The following is a 19,774-nucleotide window of genomic DNA, read 5'->3' as shown; positions in this document are numbered from 1 at the left end:
GCATAGTTCAGTCATGACTGGAATCAAGTACGCGTGGTCCGCGCTGGGCGGCGATCCGTCGCTGCCCGCGCGGGTCACGACCGTGACGCGCATAGGCACGCTCCCGGCGCGTCTTCCGGTGCGTCAGCTCGCCCGCGCCTGCACGGGCGTGTGCGCACTGGCCGCCGCCGAGCTGGCGGCACGGCGGACCGGGGCCACGGAGGTGCCCCGCGTGCGGGTGGACGACGGAGCCGTGGCGACGGCGTTCACCAGCGAGCGGCACCTGCTGGTCGACGGGCGGGCGCCGGTTCAGTTCGCTCCGCTGTCCCGGTTCTGGCGCGCGGCGGACGGGTGGGTGCGCACCCACGCCAACTACCCCCACCACGGCGCTCGGCTGCTGCGTGCGCTCGGCCTGCCGGAGCACGCCTCCCCGGAGGAGGCCGCCGCCCGGATCGCCGCGCGGCCCGCACTGGACGTCGAGAACACGGTCTGCTCCGCCGGCGGACTCGCCGTGGCGCTGCGCTCCCCCGGCGAGTGGGCCCGGCACGAGCAGGCGGCCGCCGTGGCCGCGCACCCCCTCGTCGAGCGCGACCGCCTGGACACGGCACGCGCGCGCGTGCTCCCGCCGCTCGACGCCGGCGCCGCTCCCCTGCTGCCCGCCGCCGGGCTGCGCGTCCTGGACCTGACCCGGGTCCTCGCCGGACCGGTCGCCACCCGCACCCTCGGACTGCTGGGCGCCGACGTCCTGCGCCTGGACGCGCCCTGGCTGCCCGAACTCCCCGACCAGCACGCCGACACGGGCTTCGGGAAGCGCTCGGCGACGCTGGACCTGGCGACGGACCGGGCCGCCTTCGAGGAGCTGCTGGCCGCGGCGGACGTCGTGGTCACCGGCTACCGGCCGGGCGCCCTGGACCGGTTCGGGCTCTCCCCCGAGGCGCTGGCCGAGCGGCGGCCCGGGCTGGTCGTGGCCCAGGTGTCGGCGTGGGGCGCGTACGGGCCGTGGGGCGGGCGGCGCGGCTTCGACAGCCTGGTACAGGTCGCCACCGGCATCGCGGAGACCGAGGGCCCGGCGGACCGGCCGGGCACGCTGCCCGCGCAGGCCCTGGACCACGGCACCGGCTACCTGCTGGCCGCAGGCGTGCTGCGGGCCCTGACCGAGCAGTCGTACGACGGGGGCAGCAGGTTCGTGCGGCTGGCGCTGGCGCGGACCGCGCGGTGGCTCACGGAGGAACTGGAGCCGGAACCCGCGGCCGGCGAGCCGTACGAGGGGCCGGACGCCTGGCTCGCCGGGACGGACGGCCCGCTGGGTCGGCTGCGGTACGCGCGTCCGCCGTTGTCCTTCGAGGGCGGCCCGGCCGACTGGGCGCGCCCGCCGGTGCCGTGGGGGTCGAGCCCGGCCCGTTGGGCATGAACGCCGAGGCCCCGAGATGAGGACGGACCCGGGCCGCCCGGCGTGAGCGGGCCGCCGGGGTGGCCGGAAACCCATGAATGGGTGGTATGCCGTTCCGCCGGCTGTTTTCCTGTACTTGCCCGCTTCTGTCATGGCTGGTGGAGAACGGGGGGGCCGTTGACACGACCGACCGCCGAGGTGGCCGCGAGCGGCCCCGCGAGACATCCGGGGACCTGGCGGGCCGTCGCCGTCCTGCTGCTGGCGGCGGTGGCCGCCCTGATACCCCTGCTCGGGCCGTCCGCCGCGCTGCGGGGCACCGGGGAGGCCGCGGCGCCCGGGGTGGGCGGTATCGCGCTGCTGCGCGGGCTGCTGTTCGCCGCCCTGTGCGTGCCGGCGGGTGAGCTGTTCGTGGACCGGCTGGTCCGCCGGCTGCCGGACGCGCCGACCGAACGGCCCACCGGCTGGGCGGTGTTCGCGGCCGCCGCCGGGTTCGTCGCCGCGCTGGGGCTCGCGTCGGTCGTGTCGACGGGCAACCTGGTGCCGCGCTCGCTCGCCGACATCGACGTGGGCGGCCTGTACCGGTCGCGCGACGGCAAGCTGGCGCTGATCGAGGTCAACGCCTTTCTGCTGGCCGGTCTGTGCGCCCGCGCGCGCCGCCCGGCGACCCAGGTGTGGCCGCTTGCCGCGGTGGCCGTCGCCGAGGCGCTGCGGGCCCATCCCGCGCCCGAGCACAGCCCGTTGCTCGGTTCCGCGCTGACCCTGGTGCATCTGGCGTGCGCGACGCTGTGGGCGGGCGGCCTGCTGCACGCGCTGCGCATGCTGCGCCGGTGGCGGGGCCGGGAGGCCGGGGCGGCGCTGCTCGGGCTCTACGCGCGCGTGGCCGCCGTGCTGCTCGCGGCCATCACCGCGACGGGCGTGTGGAGTTCGCTGCGGCGGATGCCCGCGGGCACGGTCCTGGACCAGCTGACGACGACGGCGTACGGGCGCACCCTGCTGGCCAAGGTGACCCTCGTCGCCGCCGTCGCCGTGCTCGCGCTGTGGGCCCGGTACCGGCTGCGCCGGGCGGCCGACCCGCTGACCGCGTACGTCCCCGCGCGGGCCGAGGTGGCCGTGCTGGGGGTGGTGGTCGCGGTGTCGGGGGTGCTGACGGCACTGCCGCTGCCGATCAGGTGGACTTGATCAGGCCGACTTGACCAACTGGACTTGATCAACTGGGCCCGTGCCACAGTCGTCCGCCGGTCAACATGGGCAACGGCAGCCGTCCGTCAGTGATTCAGCCGTTCGTGACGAGCACCTTCAGGGCGGTGCGCTCGTCCATCGCCTTGTAGCCGTCGGGCACGCCCTCGATGCCGACGGTGAGGTCGAAGACCGGCGACGGGTCGATCGTGCCGTCGAGGACGTCGGGGAGCAGGTCGGGGATGTAGGCGCGGACCGGGGCGACACCGCCGCGCAGGGCGATGTTCCGGTCGAACATGACGCCGAGGTCCAGTCCGGTGCCGCTGCCGTGCGGGACGCCGACGAAGCCGATCGCACCGCCGTCGCGGGTGATGTTGACGGCCGTCCGCATGGACTGCTCGGTGCCCACGGCCTCGACGACGGCGTGCGCGCCCTGGCCCCGGGTGAGTGCGCGTACCGCATCCACGGCCGCGTCCCCGCGCTCGGCGACGACGTCGGTGGCGCCGAAGCGGCGCGCGATGTCGGTGCGCACCTCGTGCCGGCCCAGCGCGATGATCCGCTCGGCACCCAGCCGCTTGGCGGCCAGCACGGCGCACAGGCCGACCGCGCCGTCGCCGACGACGGCGACCGTGGCGCCGGGCCGGACGCCCGCGCCGAGGGCCGCGTGGTGGCCGGTGCCGAGCACGTCGGAGAGGGTCAGCAGAGCGGAGAGCAGGTGGTCGTCGGAGGCGGCGTCCTTGGGCAGCTGGACCAGGGTGCCGTCGGCGAACGGGACCCGTACGGCCTCGCCCTGGCCGCCGTCGTACCCGACCGCGCCCCAGAAGCCGCCGTGCTCGCAGGACGTGGTCAGGCCCTCGCGGCAGTAGTCGCAGACTCCGTCGGACCACATGAAGGGGGCGACCACGAGGTCGCCGCGCCGCACGGTGCCCACCTCGGAGCCGGTCTCCTCGACCACGCCGAGGAACTCGTGGCCGATGCGCTGCCCCGGCTGCCGGGCCGCCTCGCCCCGGTAGGCCCACAGGTCGCTGCCGCAGATGCAGGCGCGCAACACCCGTACGACGGCGTCGGTGGGCAGCTGCACCATGGGCTCGGGCACGTCCTCCACGCGCATGTCGAACGGGGCGTGGATGGTGGTGGCGCGCATGGCGAGGGTCCTTCTCGTGCGGTGTCGTGGGGGCGCTCAGGGGGTGGTCGAGCGCACTTCACGGTACGCCGTGCCCGGGGCACGGCGCGCGTCGAGGGTGCCGCGGACCAGCAGGAACTGTGCCGCCGCGTAGGTGAGCATGATCCAGAAGTCGGGTCGCGGCAGTTGCGGCCAGTCGGCGACGCCGGTCGCGATCAGCGTGTCGGAGAGCATGAAGAGCGCGCCGCCGAGCGCGGCCGCCGGACCGAGCCGGCCGGCGGCGGTGTACGCCATGGCGGTGAGCAGGGTGCTGTAGCCGGCCACGGGGACGCGCAGGCCGGCCGGCAGGTCGGGCCAGAGCAGGGCGACCAGGGTGACGAGGGCGGCGGCATAGGCGAGGCCGAGCAGACGCGCACGGGCGTGTGGCGGGCCCTGGCGGCGGAAGAGGACCAGATAGCAGACGTGTCCGGCGGCGAAGGAGGCCATGCCCGCCATGAAGGCGGAGTCGGCGCCGGAGAGGAGCAGGACGTCGCCGCCCCAGCCGCACAGCAGGGCGGCGACCAGGAGCCGCGGGGCGCCCGCGCGGGCGGCGGACGCGGCGAGCAGGGGCATCAGGAGCACCTTGGCGACGACGTGCCCGGTGCGGAAGCCGACGGCCAGGAAGGCGAGGTCGAGGAGGACGGCGAGGGCGAAGGCGGCGAGCAGCTCCCGGGACGCCCTCACGCGGCCACGGACTCCTCGGCCTGTTCCACCGCGGGAGCCGGTGCCCAGCCAGGTCCCCGGAACACCCGTCCGGCCCGCTCCCGCCAGCTGCGCGCGGCCCTGATGTCCTTGGCGATGGCGACGTACTCGTGGGTGGCCACCTTGACGGGGTTGAACGTGTTGATGTTCTTGGTCAACCCGTACACGGGCCGCTCGGTCTCCGCCACCCAGGACCCGAACAGCCGGTCCCAGACGATCAGGATCCCGCCGAAGTTGCGGTCCAGGTAGCCGCCCTGGGAGGCGTGGTGCACACGGTGGTGGGACGGCGTGTTGAACACGAACTCGAACCACCGGGGCATCTTGTCGATGCGTTCGGTGTGGATCCAGAACTGGTAGACGAGGTTGGCGGAGGAGCAGAAGGCGAGCGCGGCCGGGTGCACCCCCACGGCCACCAGCGGGACGTAGAACGGCCAGACGGTCAGCGAGGTCCAGGGCTGGCGCAGCGCGGTGGAGAGGTTGAACTTCTTGCTGGAGTGGTGGACGACGTGGCAGGCCCACAGGATCCGGATGACGTGGTGGCCGCGGTGGGACCAGTAGTAGAAGAAGTCCTGCGCGAGCAGCATCAGCGGGACCGTCCACCACAGGACGGGGACGCGCAGCGGGGTCAGTTCGTACACCGCCGTGTAGATCATGACGATCGGGATCTTCCACACGAAGTCGAAGACGAGCGACCCCAGTCCCATGCCGATGCTCGTGGCCGCGTCCTTGGCCTCGTACCCGGCCTCGTCGTCGTCGGGATGGACGCGGTAGCTGATCACCTCGATCACGGTCAGCAGCACGAAGGCGGGTATCGACCACGTCACGACATCGGGCAGGTTCGGCATGTGGGCACCGTAGAGCCGCCGGTCGACCGCGGCTAGACGTTGTTACCCACAAGTATTCACACCGGTACGCGCTTGCTTGTTGGCGATCTCCGCCAACGGGCTAGATCCCGGCCGCCCCCAGCAGCCTCCCCGCCGCGTACGTGACCCCCATGGCCAGCGCTCCGCCCAGGACGTTGCGCAGCACCGCCGGGCCCACCGCGGCCGCTCCCAGGCGGGCGCTGGCCCAGCCGGTCAGGACGAGCGCCGCAAGGACCGAGCCCACCGTCACCGGGAGCCGCCAGTCGGAGGGCGGCAGGACGATCGCGAGCAGCGGGAGCAGCGCCCCCACGGTGAACGCCAGGAAGCTGGCGAGGGCCGCGGTCCAGGGGCTGGTGAGCTCGTCGGGGTCGATGCCCAGCTCCACGCTCGCGTGGGCCTTCAGGGCGTCGCGTTCCGTCAGCTGGACCGCCGCCTCGCGGGCCACCTCCCGGGACAGGCCACGGCGTTCCAGCAGCTCGGTCAGCTCCTCCAGCTCCGCCTCGGGCTGCTCCTTCAGCTCCCGCTTCTCCAGCGCCAGCGCGGCGAGTTCGGAGTCGCGCTGGGTGGACACCGAGACGTACTCCCCGGCCGCCATCGACATGGATCCGGCGAGCAGGCCCGCCAGGCCCGCCGTCAGCAGGGTGTTGCGGTCGGCCGTGGCGCCCGCGACGCCGACGACGATGCCCGCCGTCGACACGATGCCGTCGTTCGCGCCCAGGACGGCCGCCCGCAGCCAGTTCAACCGGGAGCCGAGCGCTCCCCCGTGGGCCTCGTTGTCGTGCGTGGGTTCGGTCACAGCAGGGAGGATCGCATCCTGGGGCCGACGGGTGCCGTACCGACGTCACCAGACCCGGACCGAGGCCCCTCGCGCGAACACCGGGCTCGTCGCGTCCGCCGGCGGCTCCGGCAGCGGTTCGGCGATCTCCGCCACCGTCGGCCCCGCCTTCGCCGCGATCGGGTCCAGGAAGTCCAGGTCGAAGCCGTACACGCGGGCCGCGTTGCCGCCGAGCATCGCGGCGAGCTCGCCCTGCGGGACGCCGGCGAAGGCGAAGCGCAGGCCCTCCCTGGTGTACGGGAACGTGCCCTCGTCGTGCGGGTAGTCACTGCCCCACATGATCTTGTCCAGGCCGATGCGGTCGCGCAGCGGCACCTCGTGCGGGCGCATGAAGCTGGCGCCGACGAAGCAGTTCTCGTGCCACACCTCGGAGGGCGGCCTGCCCATCGCCTCCGCGAGGCCCACCCCGAACTTCGCCTCCGCGGTCGTCGCCCGCGCCGCCGCCAGCAGGCGGCCGTGGTAGTAGTCCAGCATGGCCAGGACCCCGGGGATCCAGCCGGAGCCCTGTTCGGTCAGGACCAGTTTCAGCTCGGGGTGGCGGCGGAAGGCGCCGCCGAAGACCAGGTGCCACAGCGCGCGGTGGGAGAACCAGGTCGTCTCGACCATGAAGACCGCGCGGGCCGCCGGTTCGTCGCCGAGCGGCGGGGAGGCGGAGCCCGCGTGGTGGTTGACGGGGACGCCGAGTTCCGCGCAGACGGCCCAGATCGGGTCGTACACGCGCGCGTGCAGTTCGGGCAGGCCCGAGCCGGGCGGGGTGCCGGGGAGCATCAGGCCGCCCTTCAGGCCCGCGCCGGCCGCCCACCGGATCTCCTTCACGGCCTCGTCGACGTCGTTGAGGAGGATCTGGAAGACGCCCGCCCGGCGCCCCGGCGCGTCGGCGCAGAAGTCGGCGAGCCAGCGGTTGTGGGCGCGCAGGCCGGCCCAGCGGCGCTCGAACTCCGCCGCCGTCGGCGCGGGGGCCATGAGGGAGCCGGACGGGAAGAACGGCGGGATGGTGTTCGGGAAGATCACCTCCGCGACGATCCCGTCCTCCTCCAGCTCCGCGAGCCGCCGCGCGGAGTTCCAGTTCCGGTCCGCCGAGTCGGCGAGCAGGTCCTCGTACGGGTTGACGTACGTCGCCGCCCACCCGTCGAAGTCGTCCTGGTACCGCCTCTCCAGGTAGGGGCGGTAGTCGAGGAGGTCCGCCCCCGCGTGGCAGTCGGCCGAGATCACCGTGTAGCGGTCGTCGCTCACGACGTCACCCCCAGAGCCGGGAAGTCGTTGCCGGTCAGCCAGTGGCGGCCCACCTCGCGCGAGCGGGCCCAGGACGCCTCCACCACCGCCTGGTCGGCCGGCTGGCCGAGGTCGGCGGGGGTGGGGCCGATGCGGCGGGCCAGCGGGGTCAGGCGGTCCACGTCGAAGCCGAAGGCCTCGGCCGCCGCGAGGCCGAGCATCCGGCGGGTCTCGGTCACCGGGATGTCGTGGAAGGTGCGGCGCAGCCACGCGCGCGTGTCGGGCCAGGTGCCCTCGGGGTGCGGGAAGTCGCTGCCCCAGAGGATGTTGTCGACGCCGATCTCGTAGCGCTGGGCGAGTTCGCGACGCTTGGTGTTGGTGGCGCAGACGAAGACCTGCCGGTCCAGGTACTCGTGCGGCGGGCGTTTCATCTCCTGGAAGGGGGAGAGTTTCTTGCCGCCGTGCGCGCCGAGGTAGAGGCGGTCCATGAACCACAGCAGGTTCGGCAGCCACCAGCAGCCCGACTCGGCGATGCCGAAGCGCAGCCCGGGATGGCGTTCGAAGACGCCGGACCAGAGCAGGAACCACAGCGGGCGGGCCGGCCACCACGTCACCTCGCTGACGTAGATGCCGAGATGGTCGCCGTACTCGCCGCGCGGGGCCGCGCCGGAGTGGGTGAGGACCGGCATCCCGCAGTCGGCGGCGGCCGCCCAGACGGGGTCGTAACGGCGGTCGTGGTACGGCTCCCTGTCGACCCACATGGCGGGGATCATCAGGGCGCCGAGTCCCGACTCCTTCGCGCGGTGCACCTCGGCGACCACGCGGTCCGCCGGGGCCGTGACGGGCAGCAGGGCCACCCCGCAGTGCCGTTCGGGGTGCTCGGACACGAAGTCGGCCAGCCAGCGGTTGTGGGCCTGCGCGCCCGCCATGCCGAGCTCCGGGTCGTGGTCCCCGGACAGGCCGAGGCCGACCCCGAAGGGCGCGGCGGTCCGGCTGTCGACCGCGTCGGCGTCGGGGAAGACCACCTCGGCGGTCACCCCGTCGCCGTCCAGCTCCTTCACCCGCTGCCCGGCGTCCCAGCCCCCGCGCAGTCCCTCCTCGTGGTCCTGGAACCACTTGGCCGCGAACGCCTCGTTGCGGATGCCGAGCCGGGTCATCTCCTCCCGGCGGTGCTCGCGCCCGGCGAGGAACTCGTCGAAGTCCCGGTGGAACCGGGCGTCCAGATAGGGCCGGTACTCCTCGGTGGGCAGCCCGGCGTGGCAGTCGGAGGAGATGATCAGATATGGGTCGTCGTACGCGGTCACCACTGCCCCCTGTTCAGTCCAGAATGAAGCTTTCGAGGTACGAGGGGTTCGTCCGGTCCAGCATCGAGCGCGCCCTGGCCCGGATCTGGGCGTCGCTGTGCGCACTCGCCGGCAGCAGCCAGAAGCGGTCCGCGCGGATGCCCGCCACGACGAGTCCGGCGACCTCCTCGACGGGTGTGAAGGCGACCTCCTTGCCCGCCGCCCGCATCGCCGCCTCCCACTGGTCGAGACTGCGGTACGGAGTCCGGCGCGGCCGTTCCTTGGCGTAGCGGTCGGGGCGGTTGCGGTGCGACTCCCACAGGCCGGTGCGCAGCATGTGGGGCCCCGGGAAGAGCACCGAGGCGCCCACGCGCGCGTGCTCCGCCCTGAGGTGGGCGTACAGGGACTCGGTCATCGTGACGACGGCCGCCTTCGTGACCGCGTACACGGAAGCCGTGGGCAGCGGGGCGATACCGCCGTCCCCGGAGGACGTATTGACCACATGACCGGGTTGACCCGACTTGATCATCCTGGGCAGGACAGCCTGGACGCCGTGGAAGACGCCCCACACGTTGACCTCGAACGCCCACTTCCAGTCGTTCGGTTCGTGCTCCCACATGCGGCCCTCGGCGCCCGAGCCGACCCCGGCGTTGTTGCACAGGACGTGCACCGCGCCGTAGGTGTCGTAGGCCGACTCGGCCAGCTCCAGGACCTGTTCGCGGACGCCGACGTCGACCACGCGCGCGTGCACGTCGGCGCCCTCGGCGCGCAGAGCGTCGGCGGCCTTCTCCAGGGCGGCCGGCTCCACGTCCGCGAGGACCACCTTCAGCCCCTCGGCGGCGAACCGCCGGGCCATCGCGAGCCCGATGCCGCTCGCCGCGCCGGTGACGACGGCGACCTGTCCTTCGCGCAGCTCCATCAGGACCCGCTCCCCTCGCCGTCCCGCGGGGGCGCGTCGTGGATCTGGAGCGGGTCGTCGTAGCGCTGGTGGACGTACGGCAACAGGGCCTGGGCGTCGACCCGTTCGGCGACCCGGCCGCGCTGGCCGCTGGTCTTCTCGCCGAGGGTGAGGTCCAGCAGGCGCAGCACCGGCAGGTCGGCGACCGGGTCGTACGCCGACTCGCGGAGGACAACCTCCCCGGTGACGCGCTCCAGCCGGCGGACCTTCTCCTCACGCACGCAGTGCACCAGAAGCGGGTCACCGTCGAAGCCCGAACCGTCCACCGCCGGAAGGAACTTGAAGTAGAAGTCGGTCTTCGGGGCGGGCTCGGGCAGCGGCAGCGGGCCGTCGACCGTGCCGCGCACCTCCACGAAGGCGATTCCGTGCCGGGCCAGGGCCGCGTGGATCCGCGCGCCCTCCCGCTCGACGGTCACCTCGCCGAGCTTCTTGGGTTCGCCGAAGACCTCGCGGCCGCCGGTGAGGGCGCGCTCGTGGGTCATCGGCATGACCAGCGGGTACCAGCCCTCGACCGCGCCGTGCGCGGCGGCGACCGCGAACGAGCCGGCGCCGAGCGGGTATCCGGGCAGTTCGACCTTGCTGACACTGACCCGGGCCAGGGGCCGGCCGGCCGGTTTGAGTGGCGGCGGCAGGACGGCCGCGACCGCGTCCGGGTCGGTCTCCCAGACGGCCACCACCCCGGTGGACCAGACGTCCGGGAGCTTCGTGGTGCGCGCGGCCGCGATCTCCGCCCCGGTCCGAGCGCCGTACCGTACGCGTGCCATCCGCCGTACCGCCCTTCCGTCGGCCGTCCGTGCTCATGGCGGGGTGCACGTTCGCACCGGGCGGCGAAAAGGTCCATAGCCGCGCGAAGGGCGATCAGGACAAAGTCCGCGGCCGTACGACGGGCCGTCAGGACGGACGAGGCATCAGGACATGCGAACGGGCGACCGCGGCGGGCGGCCTGACGGTCCGGGCTGTCGGTGCGGGCCCGTATCCTCAATGACCATGCTCGAAGACCGTACGACCACAGTGTCCCCCGGCACCCCGTGGCCCGCCGCGTATCCCAAGGGGTACGCCGTCGTCGACGTGGAGACCACCGGACTGGCCCGGGACGACCGGATAATCAGCGCCGCCGTCTACCGGCTGGACGAGCGCGGCGAGGTCGAGGACCACTGGTACACGCTGGTCAACCCCGAGCGCGACCCGGGTCCCGTGTGGATCCACGGCCTGACGAGCGAGGTGCTCGAAGGCGCGCCGCTCTTCACCGAGGTCGCCGAGGAGTTCTCGGCCCGGCTGGACGGCCGGGTGCTGGTCGCGCACAACGCGGTCTTCGACTGGCAGATGATCGCACGGGAGTACGCGCGCGCGAAGGCCGAGGCCCCGGTGCGGCAGCGGCTGTGCACGATCGCGCTCGCCAAGGAGCTGGACCTGCCGCTGCCCAACCACAAACTGGAGACCCTGGCGGCGCACTTCGGTGTCGTGCAGCGGCGGGCGCACCACGCCCTGGACGACGCGCGCGTGCTCGCGGAGGCGTTCCGGCCCAGTCTGCGGGCCGCGGCGGCGGGCAACGTACGGCTGCCGCTCCTGGAGTGCCGCCCCCTGACCGAGTGGTCGGACGCGCCCCGGATCGGACCCCAGGCGAGCGGCGGGTACGGCGGCTACCGGCCCGGCAGCTGGCGGCCGTCCCGCAAGCGGCCGGCCTGCCCCTACCCGAACCCGGGCCGGTACGAGGACGGCAGGCCGCTGAAGCAGGGCATGCGGGTGGCGTTCTCCGGGGACACCTCGATCGAGCGGGATCTCCTCGAGGACCGGGCCGTCGAGGCCGGTCTGCACGTCTCGACGAGCATCTCGCGGCTCACCAGCCTGCTCGTCACCAACGACCCCGACTCGGGCACCTCGAAGGTCCTCAAGGCCCGCCAGTTCGGGACCCCGGTGGTCGACGAGGCGGCCTTCGGGCAACTGCTGCGGGACGTGGCGCCGGCCACGGAGCAGTGACCGCCCGCGCGAGCAGTACGGACCGCCCGCACGAGCCGTACACCCGCCCGCACGAGCCGTACACCCGCCCGCGCGGCCGTACACCCGCCCGCGCGGGCCGTACGGACGGGTGATTGCCGTACGACTCGCCCGGCGCCCGCTCGCCCGTGCGCGGCCGACCGCCCACCCTGTGGCGCATGGCCAAATGTGAAGTTTGCGGCAATGACTACGGAATGACCTTCGAGGTGCACGCGCAGGGCGCGGTCCATGTCTTCGACTGCTTCTCCTGCGCGATCCACCGCATGGCCCCGGTCTGCGAGCACTGCAAGGTCTCGATCATCGGCCAGGGCGTGGAGGCGGACAACCAGTGGTTCTGCGGCGCCCACTGCGCCCGGGAGGCCGGGAAGGCGGGCATCGTCGACCGCGTCTGACCCGGTACCCGCCCGAACGCGCCCCACGACCGAGTTGTACGGTCGTGGGGTGTACCGCTTCCTGTTGACTCGGCAGTGGGTGATCCTCACCCTCATCTCGCTGCTTCTGATCCCGACGATGATCCGGCTGGGGTTCTGGCAGAAGCACCGGTACGAGGAGCGCAGCGCCCGCAACCAGCTGGTCGCCGACGCCCTCGGTGCCAAGCCGGTGCCGGCGGAGCAGGTGACCGAGCCGGGGCACGCCGTGACCCGCAAGGAGCGGTACCACACCGTCACCGCGACCGGCACCTTCGACACCGCCGACGAGGTCGTCGTCCGCCGACGTACCAACTCGGACGACGAGGTCGGCTATCACGTTCTCACCCCCTTCGTGCTGACCGACGGCAAGGTGCTGCTGGTCAACCGGGGCTGGATCCCGTCCGACGGTCCGAGCCAGACCACCTTCCCGAAGATCCCGGCGCCGCCGGCCGGCACGGTCACCGTCCAGGGCCGGCTGATGCCCGACGAGACCACCGCGGCGAGCGGCATCAAGGACCTCAAGGGCCTGCCCGACCGGCAGATCATGCTGATCAACAGCGAGGAGCAGGCGCGCCGGCTCGGCAGGCAGGTGCTCGGCGGCTACATCCAGCAGACGGCACCCGAGCCCAAGGGCGACACCCCGGAACAGATTTCCGACCCGGGCAAGGAAGACGCGCCGCTGAACTACGCGTACATGATCCAGTGGTGGCTGTTCGCGGCGGGCGTCCCCTGGGGCTTCTTCGTGCTGGCCCGCCGTGAGGCACGCACGCGTGCGGAGGCGGCGGAGCAGGAGACGGCCGAGGCGGCCGAACCGGCCGCCGTCTGACCTCCGTACCGCGTCACTCCCCCGGCCCACCCCCTGATTGGCCCCCCGGCGGGCAGGGAAACCGGCTCCCGTGGACCGACGCATCGAGGACTACGCGCTCATCGGTGACGAGCAGACCGCGGCCCTGGTCGGCCGGGACGGCTCCATCGACTGGTTGTGCCTGCCCCGCTTCGACTCGGCGGCCTGCTTCGCCAGGCTCCTGGGCGACGAGGACCACGGCCACTGGCGGATCGCCCCCGGCGGCGCCACCACCTGCACCCGGCGCGGCTACCGGCCCGACACCCTGGTCCTGGACACCGAGTGGGAGACCGCCGACGGCACGGTCCGCGTCACCGACCTGATGCCCCAGCGCGAGCACGCGCCCGACGTCGTGCGCATCGTCGAGGGCGTCAGCGGACGTGTCACCGTGCACAGCACGCTCCGGCTCCGCTTCGACTACGGCTCGGTCATCCCGTGGATGCGCCGCTCCGGCGGCCACCGGGTCGCGGTCGCCGGTCCCGACGCGGTGTGGCTGCGCAGCGAACCGTCCGTACGGACCTGGGGCGAGGACTTCGGCACGCACTCGGAGTTCACCGTCGCCGAGGGCGAGCGGGTCGCGTTCGTGCTCACCTGGCACCCCTCGCACCAGCCGCGGCCACCGCTCGTGGACCCGTACGAGGCGCTGCGGTCCAGCGTCACCGACTGGCGGCGCTGGACCGCCCGCTGCACCTACCACGGCCCACACCGGGACACGGTCGTGCGCTCCCTGATCACCCTCAAGGCGCTCAGCTACGCGCCGACCGGCGGCATCGTCGCCGCGGCCACCAGCTCGCTGCCCGAGGAGCCGGGCGGGGTGCGTAACTGGGACTACCGGTTCTGCTGGCTGCGCGACTCCACCCTCACCCTCGGCGCCCTGCTCGCGGCCGGCTACCACAAGGAGGCCGAGCGCTGGCGCGACTGGCTGGTGCGCGCGGTCGCCGGCGACCCGGCGGACCTGCAGATCATGTACGGCGTCGCGGGCGAGCGCCGGCTGCCCGAGTTCGAGCTGCCCTGGCTGCCCGGCTTCGCCGACTCCAGGCCGGTGCGCGTCGGCAACGGCGCCGTCGACCAGCTCCAGCTGGACGTGTACGGCGAGGTGATGGACTCGCTGTCGCTGGCCCGCACGGCTGGTCTGCCCACCAAGCCCCACATGTGGGCCATCCAGTGCGCGTTGATGAAGTTCCTGGAGGAGGCCTGGCGGCAGCCGGACGAAGGGCTGTGGGAGGTGCGCGGCGGCCGCCGCCACTTCGTGCACTCCAAGGTGCTGGTGTGGGTGGCCGCGGACCGGGCGGTACAGACCCTGGAGGAGCACGCGGAGCTCAAGGGCGAGTTGACGAAATGGCGTGCGCTGCGCGACGAGGTGCACCGGGAGGTGTGCGAGAAGGGCTACGACCCGAAGCGCAACACCTTCACGCAGTACTACGGCTCGCGCGAGCTCGACGCCGCCCTGCTGCTGATCCCGCGCGTCGGCTTCCTGCCCCCGGACGACCCCCGGGTGGTGGGCACGGTGGACGCGATCCGCGACGACCTGGGCCAGAGCGGGTTGCTGCGCCGCTACGACACCGACGCGATCGGCGTGGACGGGATGCCCGGCGGCGAGGGCTCCTTCCTGGCCTGCTCGTTCTGGCTCGCCGACGCGCTGCACATGACGGGCCGCACCGACGACGCGAAGGAACTGTTCGAACGGCTGGTGGGGCTCGTCAACGACGTGGGGCTGCTGTCCGAGGAGTACGACCCGGAGACCGGGCGTCAGCTGGGCAACTTCCCGCAGGCGTTCAGTCACATCGGACTTGTGAACACCGCCCTCACGCTCTTCGGCGGCGAGCAGGCAGGATAGGGGCCATGGATCTTGGACTGAAGGACCGGGTGTACGTCGTCACCGGAGCGACCCGCGGGCTGGGCCACGCGGCCGCGCGCGAGCTGGTCGCGGACGGTGCGAAGGTCGTGGTGACCGGCCGCGACGAGAAGCGGGCCGCCGACGTGGCGGCCGAACTGGGGCCGAACGCGGTGGGCGTGGGCGTCGACAACGCCGACCCGGCGGCGCCGGAGCGGCTGATCGCGACCGCGCGTGAGCGGTTCGGAGGGTTCGACGGGATTCTCGTGAGCGTGGGCGGGCCGCCGGCCGGGTTCGTCGCCGACAACACGGACGAGCAATGGCAGGCCGCGTTCGAGTCGGTGTTCCTCGGGGCCGTACGGCTCGCCCGCGCGGCCGCCGCCGAGATGGGGGACGGCGGCGTCATCGGGTTCGTGCTGTCCGCGTCGGTGTACGAGCCGATTCCCGGGCTGACGATCTCCAACGGGCTGCGGCCGGGTCTTGCCGGGTTCGCCAAGTCGCTGGCGGACGAACTGGGGCCGCGCGGGATCCGGGTGGTGGGGTTGCTGCCGTCCCGGATCGACACGGACCGGGTGCGGGAGCTGGACACGATGTCCGCCGACCCGGAGGCGACGCGGGCCGAGCACGAGGCGCGGATTCCGTTGCGGCGGTACGGGACTCCGGAGGAGTTCGGGCGGGTGGCGGCGTTCCTGATGTCCCCGGCCGCGTCCTATCTGACGGGGATCATGGTGCCCGTGGACGGGGGGATGCGGCACGGGTTCTGACCCTGCCGCGCGGGTCAGCCGGGTCCGCGGGGTGCTGTCGCCGCAGACCGTCCCGGCCGACACCGGCGTCCGGTTCGTGACCGGCCGCACCCCGCTGACCGACGGGTCCCCGACCGGGAGCACGCGCCCACGGGACGGACGGCGATCCGGCGCCCGTGTGCGCGCAGCCCCGGACGGCCTGTCAGGTCACCCTTTCCGCACGGTGCTTCACCGAGGTCAGCCGGACCTCCGCGGGGAGCTTCCGCAGGGCCGCCGAGTCCCGGGCATGTGCCAGGGCCTGAGCCGTCAGGGTGTCCAGGGCCTCTCCCGGGGCCACGTCCGGCTCCAGCTGGAGCCACACCCGTACCTGCGGGGCCGTGCTCGTGCCCCTCAGGACCGCCTGGGCGTGGGAGACACCCTCCTGGCGGGCGGCGTCCGTCGCCAGAACGGTCTCCAGGGCCCGGCCGCGCAGCAGCGCGTTCTCACCGTCTCCGGTGTCCACCAGGACCTCGGTCAGGCGGCGCCGGCGCAGCTGGGCGGTCAGCCACCACAGGGAGAGCAGGAACAGGACGGCCAGTGCGGAAAGGACCGCCGGCCACCACCAGCCCTCGGCGCGCCAGTGGGTGCGCTCGGCCGTGGTGAGCAGGACGTCGTGGCGGCCGTGGTGGATCCACCAGGACGGGGACGGGGCGCCGAGGCCGACGGCCAGGACGGAGCCGCCGAGGGCGAGGAGCAGGAGGCCCGCGAGGGCGAGCAGTACGCGGTTGACGGTGCCGAGCACGACGTCACCCCTTCCGGCCGGGGCGGATCACCTGCAGGGTCAGGGCGGGTACACGGGCCAGCCCCATGGCGTGGATCGCGTCGGTCAGGGCCGTATCCAGGTCGTCCCGCACCTCGTCGAGTTCGCGGAAGTGGGAGACGGCGAGGACGTGGGCGCGGGACCGGTGCAGCCGTACCCGCACCCGGCGCACACCGGAGATCTCCATGGCCCGGTCGCGCAGCAGCAGTTCGGCCGCGTCACGGCGCAGCCCGGCGCGGACGTCGGGGTGGGTGCGCCGCATGGGCAGCAGGTCCCGCAGGCCGGGCGTGACGGCCAGGGCGAGCAGCCACAGGCCGAGGGCCGCGGCGACGCCCGCGCCCACCAGGACCCAGGTGGCGTCGAGCGGCTGCGTCGCGAGCTGACGGGCCAGTTCGCGACGCCATTGCATGGCGGGGTGGCGGGCCCGTACGGCGCCGACGTCGTACAGGAAGGCGCCCGCGGTCACCAGGGCGACCACCGCGACCAGGGTGGCGGGGGCGCGGCGCGGGGACCAGAAGCGGGGCTCGCGGCCGGCCGGCGGTGCGGCTGCCGGTGCCGGTGGCTTCTCGATGACCGGTGTCTGCTCCGTGCTCATCACGCCCTCCCCTGCGTCCGGTCCGGGTGCAGCCGCTCGACGTGGACGGCGACCTCCCGGACGTCCATGTCCACCAACGCGCCTACCCGCTCGACCACATGTCGACGCACGGCCGCGCACCGGGCACCGATGTCGGACGGGTAGTCCAGTTCGAGGTGGACCCGGACCCGGGCCGTGCCGTGGTGCGTGACCACGGTGGCGTGCGGGGGTACGGCGTCCTTCGGGAGAGGGCCGAGCGCCTCGCGGGCCGCCTGTGCGGCGATCTTCGCCACCACCCGGTCGGCGATCCGGACGGCGCCCCGCTCGCCGGGCGCCACGGCCGTCGCGGCAGCGCGCGGCTCATCGCTCGCGGGGGTCATCGCCTGCGGTCGCGCCGGTCGTCACGGGTGCGGAAGAAGTCGCCGAGTTCGAGGTCTCCCTCCGCGAACCGCCCGACGACGAACCCGATGGCCCCGAGCGCCGCCACCAGCAGAAAGGCGCCGAACCCGCCGAAGTACCCGGCGAAGCCCAGCGCCATGCCGGCGATCATGCCGACGACGGCCATACTCATGGTGCGCTCCCCTCAACGGTCCCGGTCAACGGTCCCGGTCGGCGGTCACTGGAGACGGGACTCCGGCTCTTCTTCCTCTTCCTCCGGAAGCTTCACATCACTCACCGCGATGTTGACCTCCACCACTTCGAGACCGGTCATGCGCTCCACGGCGGCGATCACGTTCTCCCGGACCGCGCGGGCCACGTCGGCGATCGACACGCCGTAGTCCACGACGATCTCCAGGTCCAGCGCGGTCTGCACCTCGCCGACCTCGGCCTTCACGCCCCGGCTCACGGACTTGGCGCCTCCGGGCACCCGGTCGCGCACCACGCCGAAGGTACGGGCGAGGCCGCTGCCCATGGCGTGCACGCCGACCACGTCGCGGGCCGCCAGCCCGGCGATCTTCTCCACCACTCCGTCGGCGATCGTCGTCCGCCCCCGGGTCGCCGGATCGCCGCCACCGCGCCTGACCGTCTTCCGGGTCTGTACCGTCGGGTCCTTCTCGGGCTCCGCCGCCATCTCGGTCATCGCCGTGCGTCCCTTCCCGTCGTCGTCCTGCGACCACGGTACGTGCGGATGTCCTGTCGTGCCCCGGAGATGCGGCAGGCTGGAGCAATGACGGCGGAGCGACGGACAGACACGCTGCGGCACCTGCTGGGCCTGGGCAGGCTTCTCCCGCTGGGCGGGCCACAGGACGGGGCGTGGCTCACGGAGTCGGCGGCGGACGCGGTCCTGCGGCGGGCGGCGGCCGGGGTGGCGGGGGTGCGGCTGGGTGCGGTGCGGATCGCCCTGGCGGATCCGGCGGAGGTGGCGGAGGCCGTCGTACCGGCGCCGCCCGGGGCGGTGCCGCCGGGGCCGCTGCGGCTGTCGGCGGAGTTCGCGGCGACGGCCGCCGAGCCGCTGCCCGCGAGCGCGTCCCGGCTGCGCCGGGCACTGGCGACGGCCGTGGAGCGGCTGGGGCTGTGGGTCGTGGAGACGGACCTGCGGGTGACCGACCTGCTGACGGAGGAACCGGCGGAACCGGAGGCCGCCGTGCCCCGGCCGCCGTCGGTCCGTGAGGGGGCGGATCCCGAGGGGGCCCGGGTGACGGCGGCGGCGCTGGCGGTGCCGGGGGTGGTCCGGGTGACGGGAGCACTGAGCCGGGAGGTCCACTTCGACACCGCGCTGCCGCGCCGGCACGTGCGGGTGGAAGTGGCCCTGACCGCCGACGGCCCGCGAGCCGTGGAGGTGGCCCGCCGGGTCCGTACGGCGGTCGGCGAGGCACTGGACGACCGGCCGACGGTGGCTGTGCTGGTGACGGTCGTCAACTGAAGCGCCCCGTAAGGAGCGCGGGAACTGCGCAACCAGCCTCCACCGGCCCGCGGCGAACCGCGCGACCAGCCTCCACCGGCCCCCTCGGCCCGCGGCGAACCGCGCGACCAGCCCCGTCGGCCCCATCCGCCCCCGGCGAACCGCGCGACCAGCCCCATCGGCCCCATCCGCCCCCGGCGAACCGCGCGACCAGCCCCATCGGCCCCATCCGCCCCCGGCGAACCGCGCGACCAGCCCCATCGGCCCCATCCGCCCCCGGCGAACCGCGCGACCAGCCCCGTCGGCCCCATCCGCCCCCGGCGAACCGCGCGACCAGCCCCGTCGGCCCCATCCGCCCACAGGGGGCTACTCGCCCACCCCCGCAAGATCCCGCAGCCGCCGAGCCTGCGCCTGCCGCTCTGCGGCCCGCTGCTCGTCGTAGGTACGGCCGGCGGCCCCCCGCAGCAACGCCTTGGTCTCCACGACGGCGTCCCGCGGCGCGGCCAGCAGCGCCCCGGCCAGGTCCCGTACCGCCGCGTCGAGTTCACCCACCGGCACCGCGACGTTCGCCAGCCCGGAGGCCACCGCCTCCTCGGCCTGGACGTAGCGTCCGGTCGCGCAGATCTCCAGCGCGCGGGCGTAGCCCACCAAGGAGACGAGCGGGTGCGTGCCGGTCAGGTCGGGCACCAGCCCGAGGCTCGTCTCGCGCATGGCGAACTGCACGTCGTCCGCGACGACGCGCAGGTCACAGGCGAGGGCCAGCTGGAAGCCCGCCCCGATGGCGTGCCCCTGAACGGCGGCGATCGACACGATGTCGCTCTGCCGCCACCAGGTGAACGCCTCCTGGAACTCGGCGATGGACGCGTCGAGTTCGGCGTCGTCGCGGCGCGCGAGCTCGATGAAGGTCGGCTCTCCGGGGATCCCCTCCGGCGTGAACATCTGCCGGTCGAGGCCCGCGGAGAAGGACTGTCCCTCACCGCGCAGCACGACCACCCGGACCGACCCCGGCAGCGACCGCCCGGCCTCGGCCAACGCCCGCCACAGTGCGGGGCTCTGGGCGTTGCGCTTGGCCGGGTTGGTCAGGGACACCGTGGCGAGCGCGTCGTCGACGGTGAGCCGTACGCCGTCCTTGTCGAGAACAGGAGCGAGGTCCTGGTCGGGCGAAGCCATGG

Annotated in this window: 22 protein-coding genes; 8 read left to right on the top strand and 14 right to left on the bottom strand. The window is 73.6% G+C overall.

Going from position 1 to position 19,774, the window contains the following annotated elements; genetic code table 11:
• Positions 1-13: 13 nt before the first annotated feature.
• Positions 14-1,390 carry a CoA transferase gene (locus tag BLW82_RS33225; protein WP_093504720.1) on the top strand — a complete coding sequence of 459 codons (1,377 nt, stop codon included), beginning with the start codon at positions 14-16 and terminating at the stop codon, positions 1,388-1,390.
• A 156-nt stretch (positions 1,391-1,546) separates the two neighbouring features.
• Positions 1,547-2,548: a CopD family protein gene (locus BLW82_RS33220; protein WP_093504718.1), complete on the top strand. Its 1,002-nt coding sequence runs from the start codon at positions 1,547-1,549 to the stop codon at positions 2,546-2,548.
• A 94-nt stretch (positions 2,549-2,642) separates the two neighbouring features.
• Here BLW82_RS33220 and BLW82_RS33215 read toward each other — a convergent pair whose 3' ends face one another.
• The 8 genes from BLW82_RS33215 to BLW82_RS33180 form a co-directional block, all read right to left on the bottom strand.
• Complete coding sequence (locus tag BLW82_RS33215; protein WP_093504716.1) at positions 2,643-3,689, bottom strand: zinc-dependent alcohol dehydrogenase family protein; 1,047 nt, start codon at positions 3,687-3,689, stop codon at positions 2,643-2,645.
• A gap of 36 nt (positions 3,690-3,725) precedes the next feature.
• The gene (locus BLW82_RS33210; RefSeq protein WP_093504714.1) at positions 3,726-4,391 is read right to left on the bottom strand and encodes a lysoplasmalogenase; all 666 of its coding nucleotides are present in this window, start codon (positions 4,389-4,391) and stop codon (positions 3,726-3,728) included.
• Positions 4,388-5,254: a sterol desaturase family protein gene (locus BLW82_RS33205; protein ID WP_093504713.1), complete on the bottom strand. Its 867-nt coding sequence runs from the start codon at positions 5,252-5,254 to the stop codon at positions 4,388-4,390. Before BLW82_RS33205 ends, BLW82_RS33210 begins: the two co-directional genes overlap by 4 nt.
• A 100-nt stretch (positions 5,255-5,354) precedes the next feature.
• Positions 5,355-6,068: a VIT1/CCC1 transporter family protein gene (locus BLW82_RS33200; protein WP_093504711.1), complete on the bottom strand. Its 714-nt coding sequence runs from the start codon at positions 6,066-6,068 to the stop codon at positions 5,355-5,357.
• A gap of 45 nt (positions 6,069-6,113) precedes the next feature.
• Positions 6,114-7,340: an amidohydrolase family protein gene (locus tag BLW82_RS33195; protein ID WP_093504709.1), complete on the bottom strand. Its 1,227-nt coding sequence runs from the start codon at positions 7,338-7,340 to the stop codon at positions 6,114-6,116.
• The gene (locus BLW82_RS33190; RefSeq protein WP_093508410.1) at positions 7,337-8,623 is read right to left on the bottom strand and encodes an amidohydrolase family protein; all 1,287 of its coding nucleotides are present in this window, start codon (positions 8,621-8,623) and stop codon (positions 7,337-7,339) included. Before BLW82_RS33190 ends, BLW82_RS33195 begins: the two co-directional genes overlap by 4 nt.
• A gap of 13 nt (positions 8,624-8,636) precedes the next feature.
• Positions 8,637-9,521 carry an SDR family NAD(P)-dependent oxidoreductase gene (locus tag BLW82_RS33185; protein ID WP_093504707.1) on the bottom strand — a complete coding sequence of 295 codons (885 nt, stop codon included), beginning with the start codon at positions 9,519-9,521 and terminating at the stop codon, positions 8,637-8,639.
• Positions 9,521-10,324 carry an acetoacetate decarboxylase family protein gene (locus BLW82_RS33180; protein WP_093504705.1) on the bottom strand — a complete coding sequence of 268 codons (804 nt, stop codon included), beginning with the start codon at positions 10,322-10,324 and terminating at the stop codon, positions 9,521-9,523. Before BLW82_RS33180 ends, BLW82_RS33185 begins: the two co-directional genes overlap by 1 nt.
• A gap of 223 nt (positions 10,325-10,547) precedes the next feature.
• On the opposite strand from BLW82_RS33180, the gene BLW82_RS33175 reads away from it, so the two are divergent.
• The 5 genes from BLW82_RS33175 (at position 10,548) to BLW82_RS33155 (ending at position 15,407) form a co-directional block, all read left to right on the top strand.
• The gene (locus BLW82_RS33175; protein ID WP_093508409.1) at positions 10,548-11,537 is read left to right on the top strand and encodes a DEDDh family exonuclease; all 990 of its coding nucleotides are present in this window, start codon (positions 10,548-10,550) and stop codon (positions 11,535-11,537) included.
• Positions 11,538-11,713: 176 nt separating this feature from the next.
• Positions 11,714-11,947 (top strand): hypothetical protein, encoded by a 234-nt coding sequence (locus tag BLW82_RS33170; protein ID WP_093508408.1) that lies wholly within the window; start codon positions 11,714-11,716, stop codon positions 11,945-11,947.
• A 49-nt stretch (positions 11,948-11,996) separates the two neighbouring features.
• Positions 11,997-12,791, top strand: coding sequence for an SURF1 family cytochrome oxidase biogenesis protein (locus BLW82_RS33165; RefSeq protein ID WP_093504703.1), 795 nt, complete (start codon positions 11,997-11,999; stop codon positions 12,789-12,791).
• A gap of 70 nt (positions 12,792-12,861) precedes the next feature.
• A complete protein-coding gene (locus BLW82_RS33160; RefSeq protein ID WP_093504701.1) occupies positions 12,862-14,646 on the top strand; it encodes a glycoside hydrolase family 15 protein in 1,785 nt (594 codons plus the stop codon).
• Positions 14,647-14,651: 5 nt separating this feature from the next.
• Positions 14,652-15,407 carry an SDR family oxidoreductase gene (locus BLW82_RS33155; protein WP_093504699.1) on the top strand — a complete coding sequence of 252 codons (756 nt, stop codon included), beginning with the start codon at positions 14,652-14,654 and terminating at the stop codon, positions 15,405-15,407.
• 181 nt (positions 15,408-15,588) lie between these two features.
• Here the strand turns inward: BLW82_RS33155 and amaP are convergent, their stop codons facing one another.
• From amaP to BLW82_RS33130, 5 genes are read right to left on the bottom strand one after another with little or no spacing between them, the layout of a single operon-like run.
• Positions 15,589-16,167 (bottom strand): alkaline shock response membrane anchor protein AmaP, encoded by a 579-nt coding sequence (amaP, locus tag BLW82_RS33150; protein ID WP_093504697.1) that lies wholly within the window; start codon positions 16,165-16,167, stop codon positions 15,589-15,591.
• A 4-nt stretch (positions 16,168-16,171) separates the two neighbouring features.
• On the bottom strand, positions 16,172-16,780 hold the full coding sequence (locus BLW82_RS33145) for a DUF6286 domain-containing protein (RefSeq protein WP_093504695.1): 609 nt from the start codon (positions 16,778-16,780) through the stop codon (positions 16,172-16,174).
• Positions 16,780-17,139: an Asp23/Gls24 family envelope stress response protein gene (locus tag BLW82_RS33140; RefSeq protein ID WP_093504693.1), complete on the bottom strand. Its 360-nt coding sequence runs from the start codon at positions 17,137-17,139 to the stop codon at positions 16,780-16,782. Before BLW82_RS33140 ends, BLW82_RS33145 begins: the two co-directional genes overlap by 1 nt.
• Positions 17,136-17,330, bottom strand: a complete 195-nt coding sequence (locus tag BLW82_RS33135; RefSeq protein WP_053654947.1) for a hypothetical protein — start codon at positions 17,328-17,330, stop codon at positions 17,136-17,138. Before BLW82_RS33135 ends, BLW82_RS33140 begins: the two co-directional genes overlap by 4 nt.
• 45 nt (positions 17,331-17,375) lie before the next feature.
• A complete protein-coding gene (locus BLW82_RS33130) occupies positions 17,376-17,840 on the bottom strand; it encodes an Asp23/Gls24 family envelope stress response protein (RefSeq protein WP_093504691.1) in 465 nt (154 codons plus the stop codon).
• 87 nt (positions 17,841-17,927) lie between these two features.
• Between BLW82_RS33130 and BLW82_RS33125 the strand changes: the two genes are divergently transcribed.
• Entirely contained in the window at positions 17,928-18,623 is a 696-nt protein-coding gene (locus tag BLW82_RS33125) for a nucleopolyhedrovirus P10 family protein (RefSeq protein WP_093504689.1), read from the top strand.
• A gap of 345 nt (positions 18,624-18,968) precedes the next feature.
• Here BLW82_RS33125 and BLW82_RS33120 read toward each other — a convergent pair whose 3' ends face one another.
• A complete protein-coding gene (locus BLW82_RS33120) occupies positions 18,969-19,772 on the bottom strand; it encodes an enoyl-CoA hydratase/isomerase family protein (RefSeq protein ID WP_093504687.1) in 804 nt (267 codons plus the stop codon).
• Positions 19,773-19,774 lie beyond the last annotated feature (2 nt).

The organism is Streptomyces sp. Ag109_O5-10 (assembly GCF_900105755.1).
Lineage (GTDB): Bacteria > Actinomycetota > Actinomycetes > Streptomycetales > Streptomycetaceae > Streptomyces.
The sequence above is the reverse complement of the archived record's forward strand: the minus strand, read 5'-3'. Positions and strand labels throughout refer to the sequence as shown.

Excerpts from the sequence above, each read along its gene's own strand:
- BLW82_RS33215 (WP_093504716.1), bottom strand. The coding sequence starts at position 3,689 with ATGCGCGCCACCACCATCCACGCCCCGTTCGACATGCGCGTGGAGGAC.
- BLW82_RS33140 (WP_093504693.1), bottom strand. The coding sequence starts at position 17,139 with ATGACCCCCGCGAGCGATGAGCCGCGCGCTGCCGCGACGGCCGTGGCG.
- BLW82_RS33225 (WP_093504720.1), top strand. The coding sequence starts at position 14 with ATGACTGGAATCAAGTACGCGTGGTCCGCGCTGGGCGGCGATCCGTCG.
- BLW82_RS33130 (WP_093504691.1), bottom strand. The coding sequence starts at position 17,840 with ATGACCGAGATGGCGGCGGAGCCCGAGAAGGACCCGACGGTACAGACC.
- BLW82_RS33170 (WP_093508408.1), top strand. The coding sequence starts at position 11,714 with ATGGCCAAATGTGAAGTTTGCGGCAATGACTACGGAATGACCTTCGAG.
- BLW82_RS33155 (WP_093504699.1), top strand. The coding sequence starts at position 14,652 with ATGGATCTTGGACTGAAGGACCGGGTGTACGTCGTCACCGGAGCGACC.
- BLW82_RS33125 (WP_093504689.1), top strand. The coding sequence starts at position 17,928 with ATGACGGCGGAGCGACGGACAGACACGCTGCGGCACCTGCTGGGCCTG.
- BLW82_RS33135 (WP_053654947.1), bottom strand. The coding sequence starts at position 17,330 with ATGAGTATGGCCGTCGTCGGCATGATCGCCGGCATGGCGCTGGGCTTC.
- BLW82_RS33180 (WP_093504705.1), bottom strand. The coding sequence starts at position 10,324 with ATGGCACGCGTACGGTACGGCGCTCGGACCGGGGCGGAGATCGCGGCC.
- BLW82_RS33145 (WP_093504695.1), bottom strand. The coding sequence starts at position 16,780 with ATGAGCACGGAGCAGACACCGGTCATCGAGAAGCCACCGGCACCGGCA.
- BLW82_RS33120 (WP_093504687.1), bottom strand. The coding sequence starts at position 19,772 with ATGGCTTCGCCCGACCAGGACCTCGCTCCTGTTCTCGACAAGGACGGC.
- BLW82_RS33205 (WP_093504713.1), bottom strand. The coding sequence starts at position 5,254 with ATGCCGAACCTGCCCGATGTCGTGACGTGGTCGATACCCGCCTTCGTG.
- BLW82_RS33185 (WP_093504707.1), bottom strand. The coding sequence starts at position 9,521 with ATGGAGCTGCGCGAAGGACAGGTCGCCGTCGTCACCGGCGCGGCGAGC.
- BLW82_RS33175 (WP_093508409.1), top strand. The coding sequence starts at position 10,548 with ATGCTCGAAGACCGTACGACCACAGTGTCCCCCGGCACCCCGTGGCCC.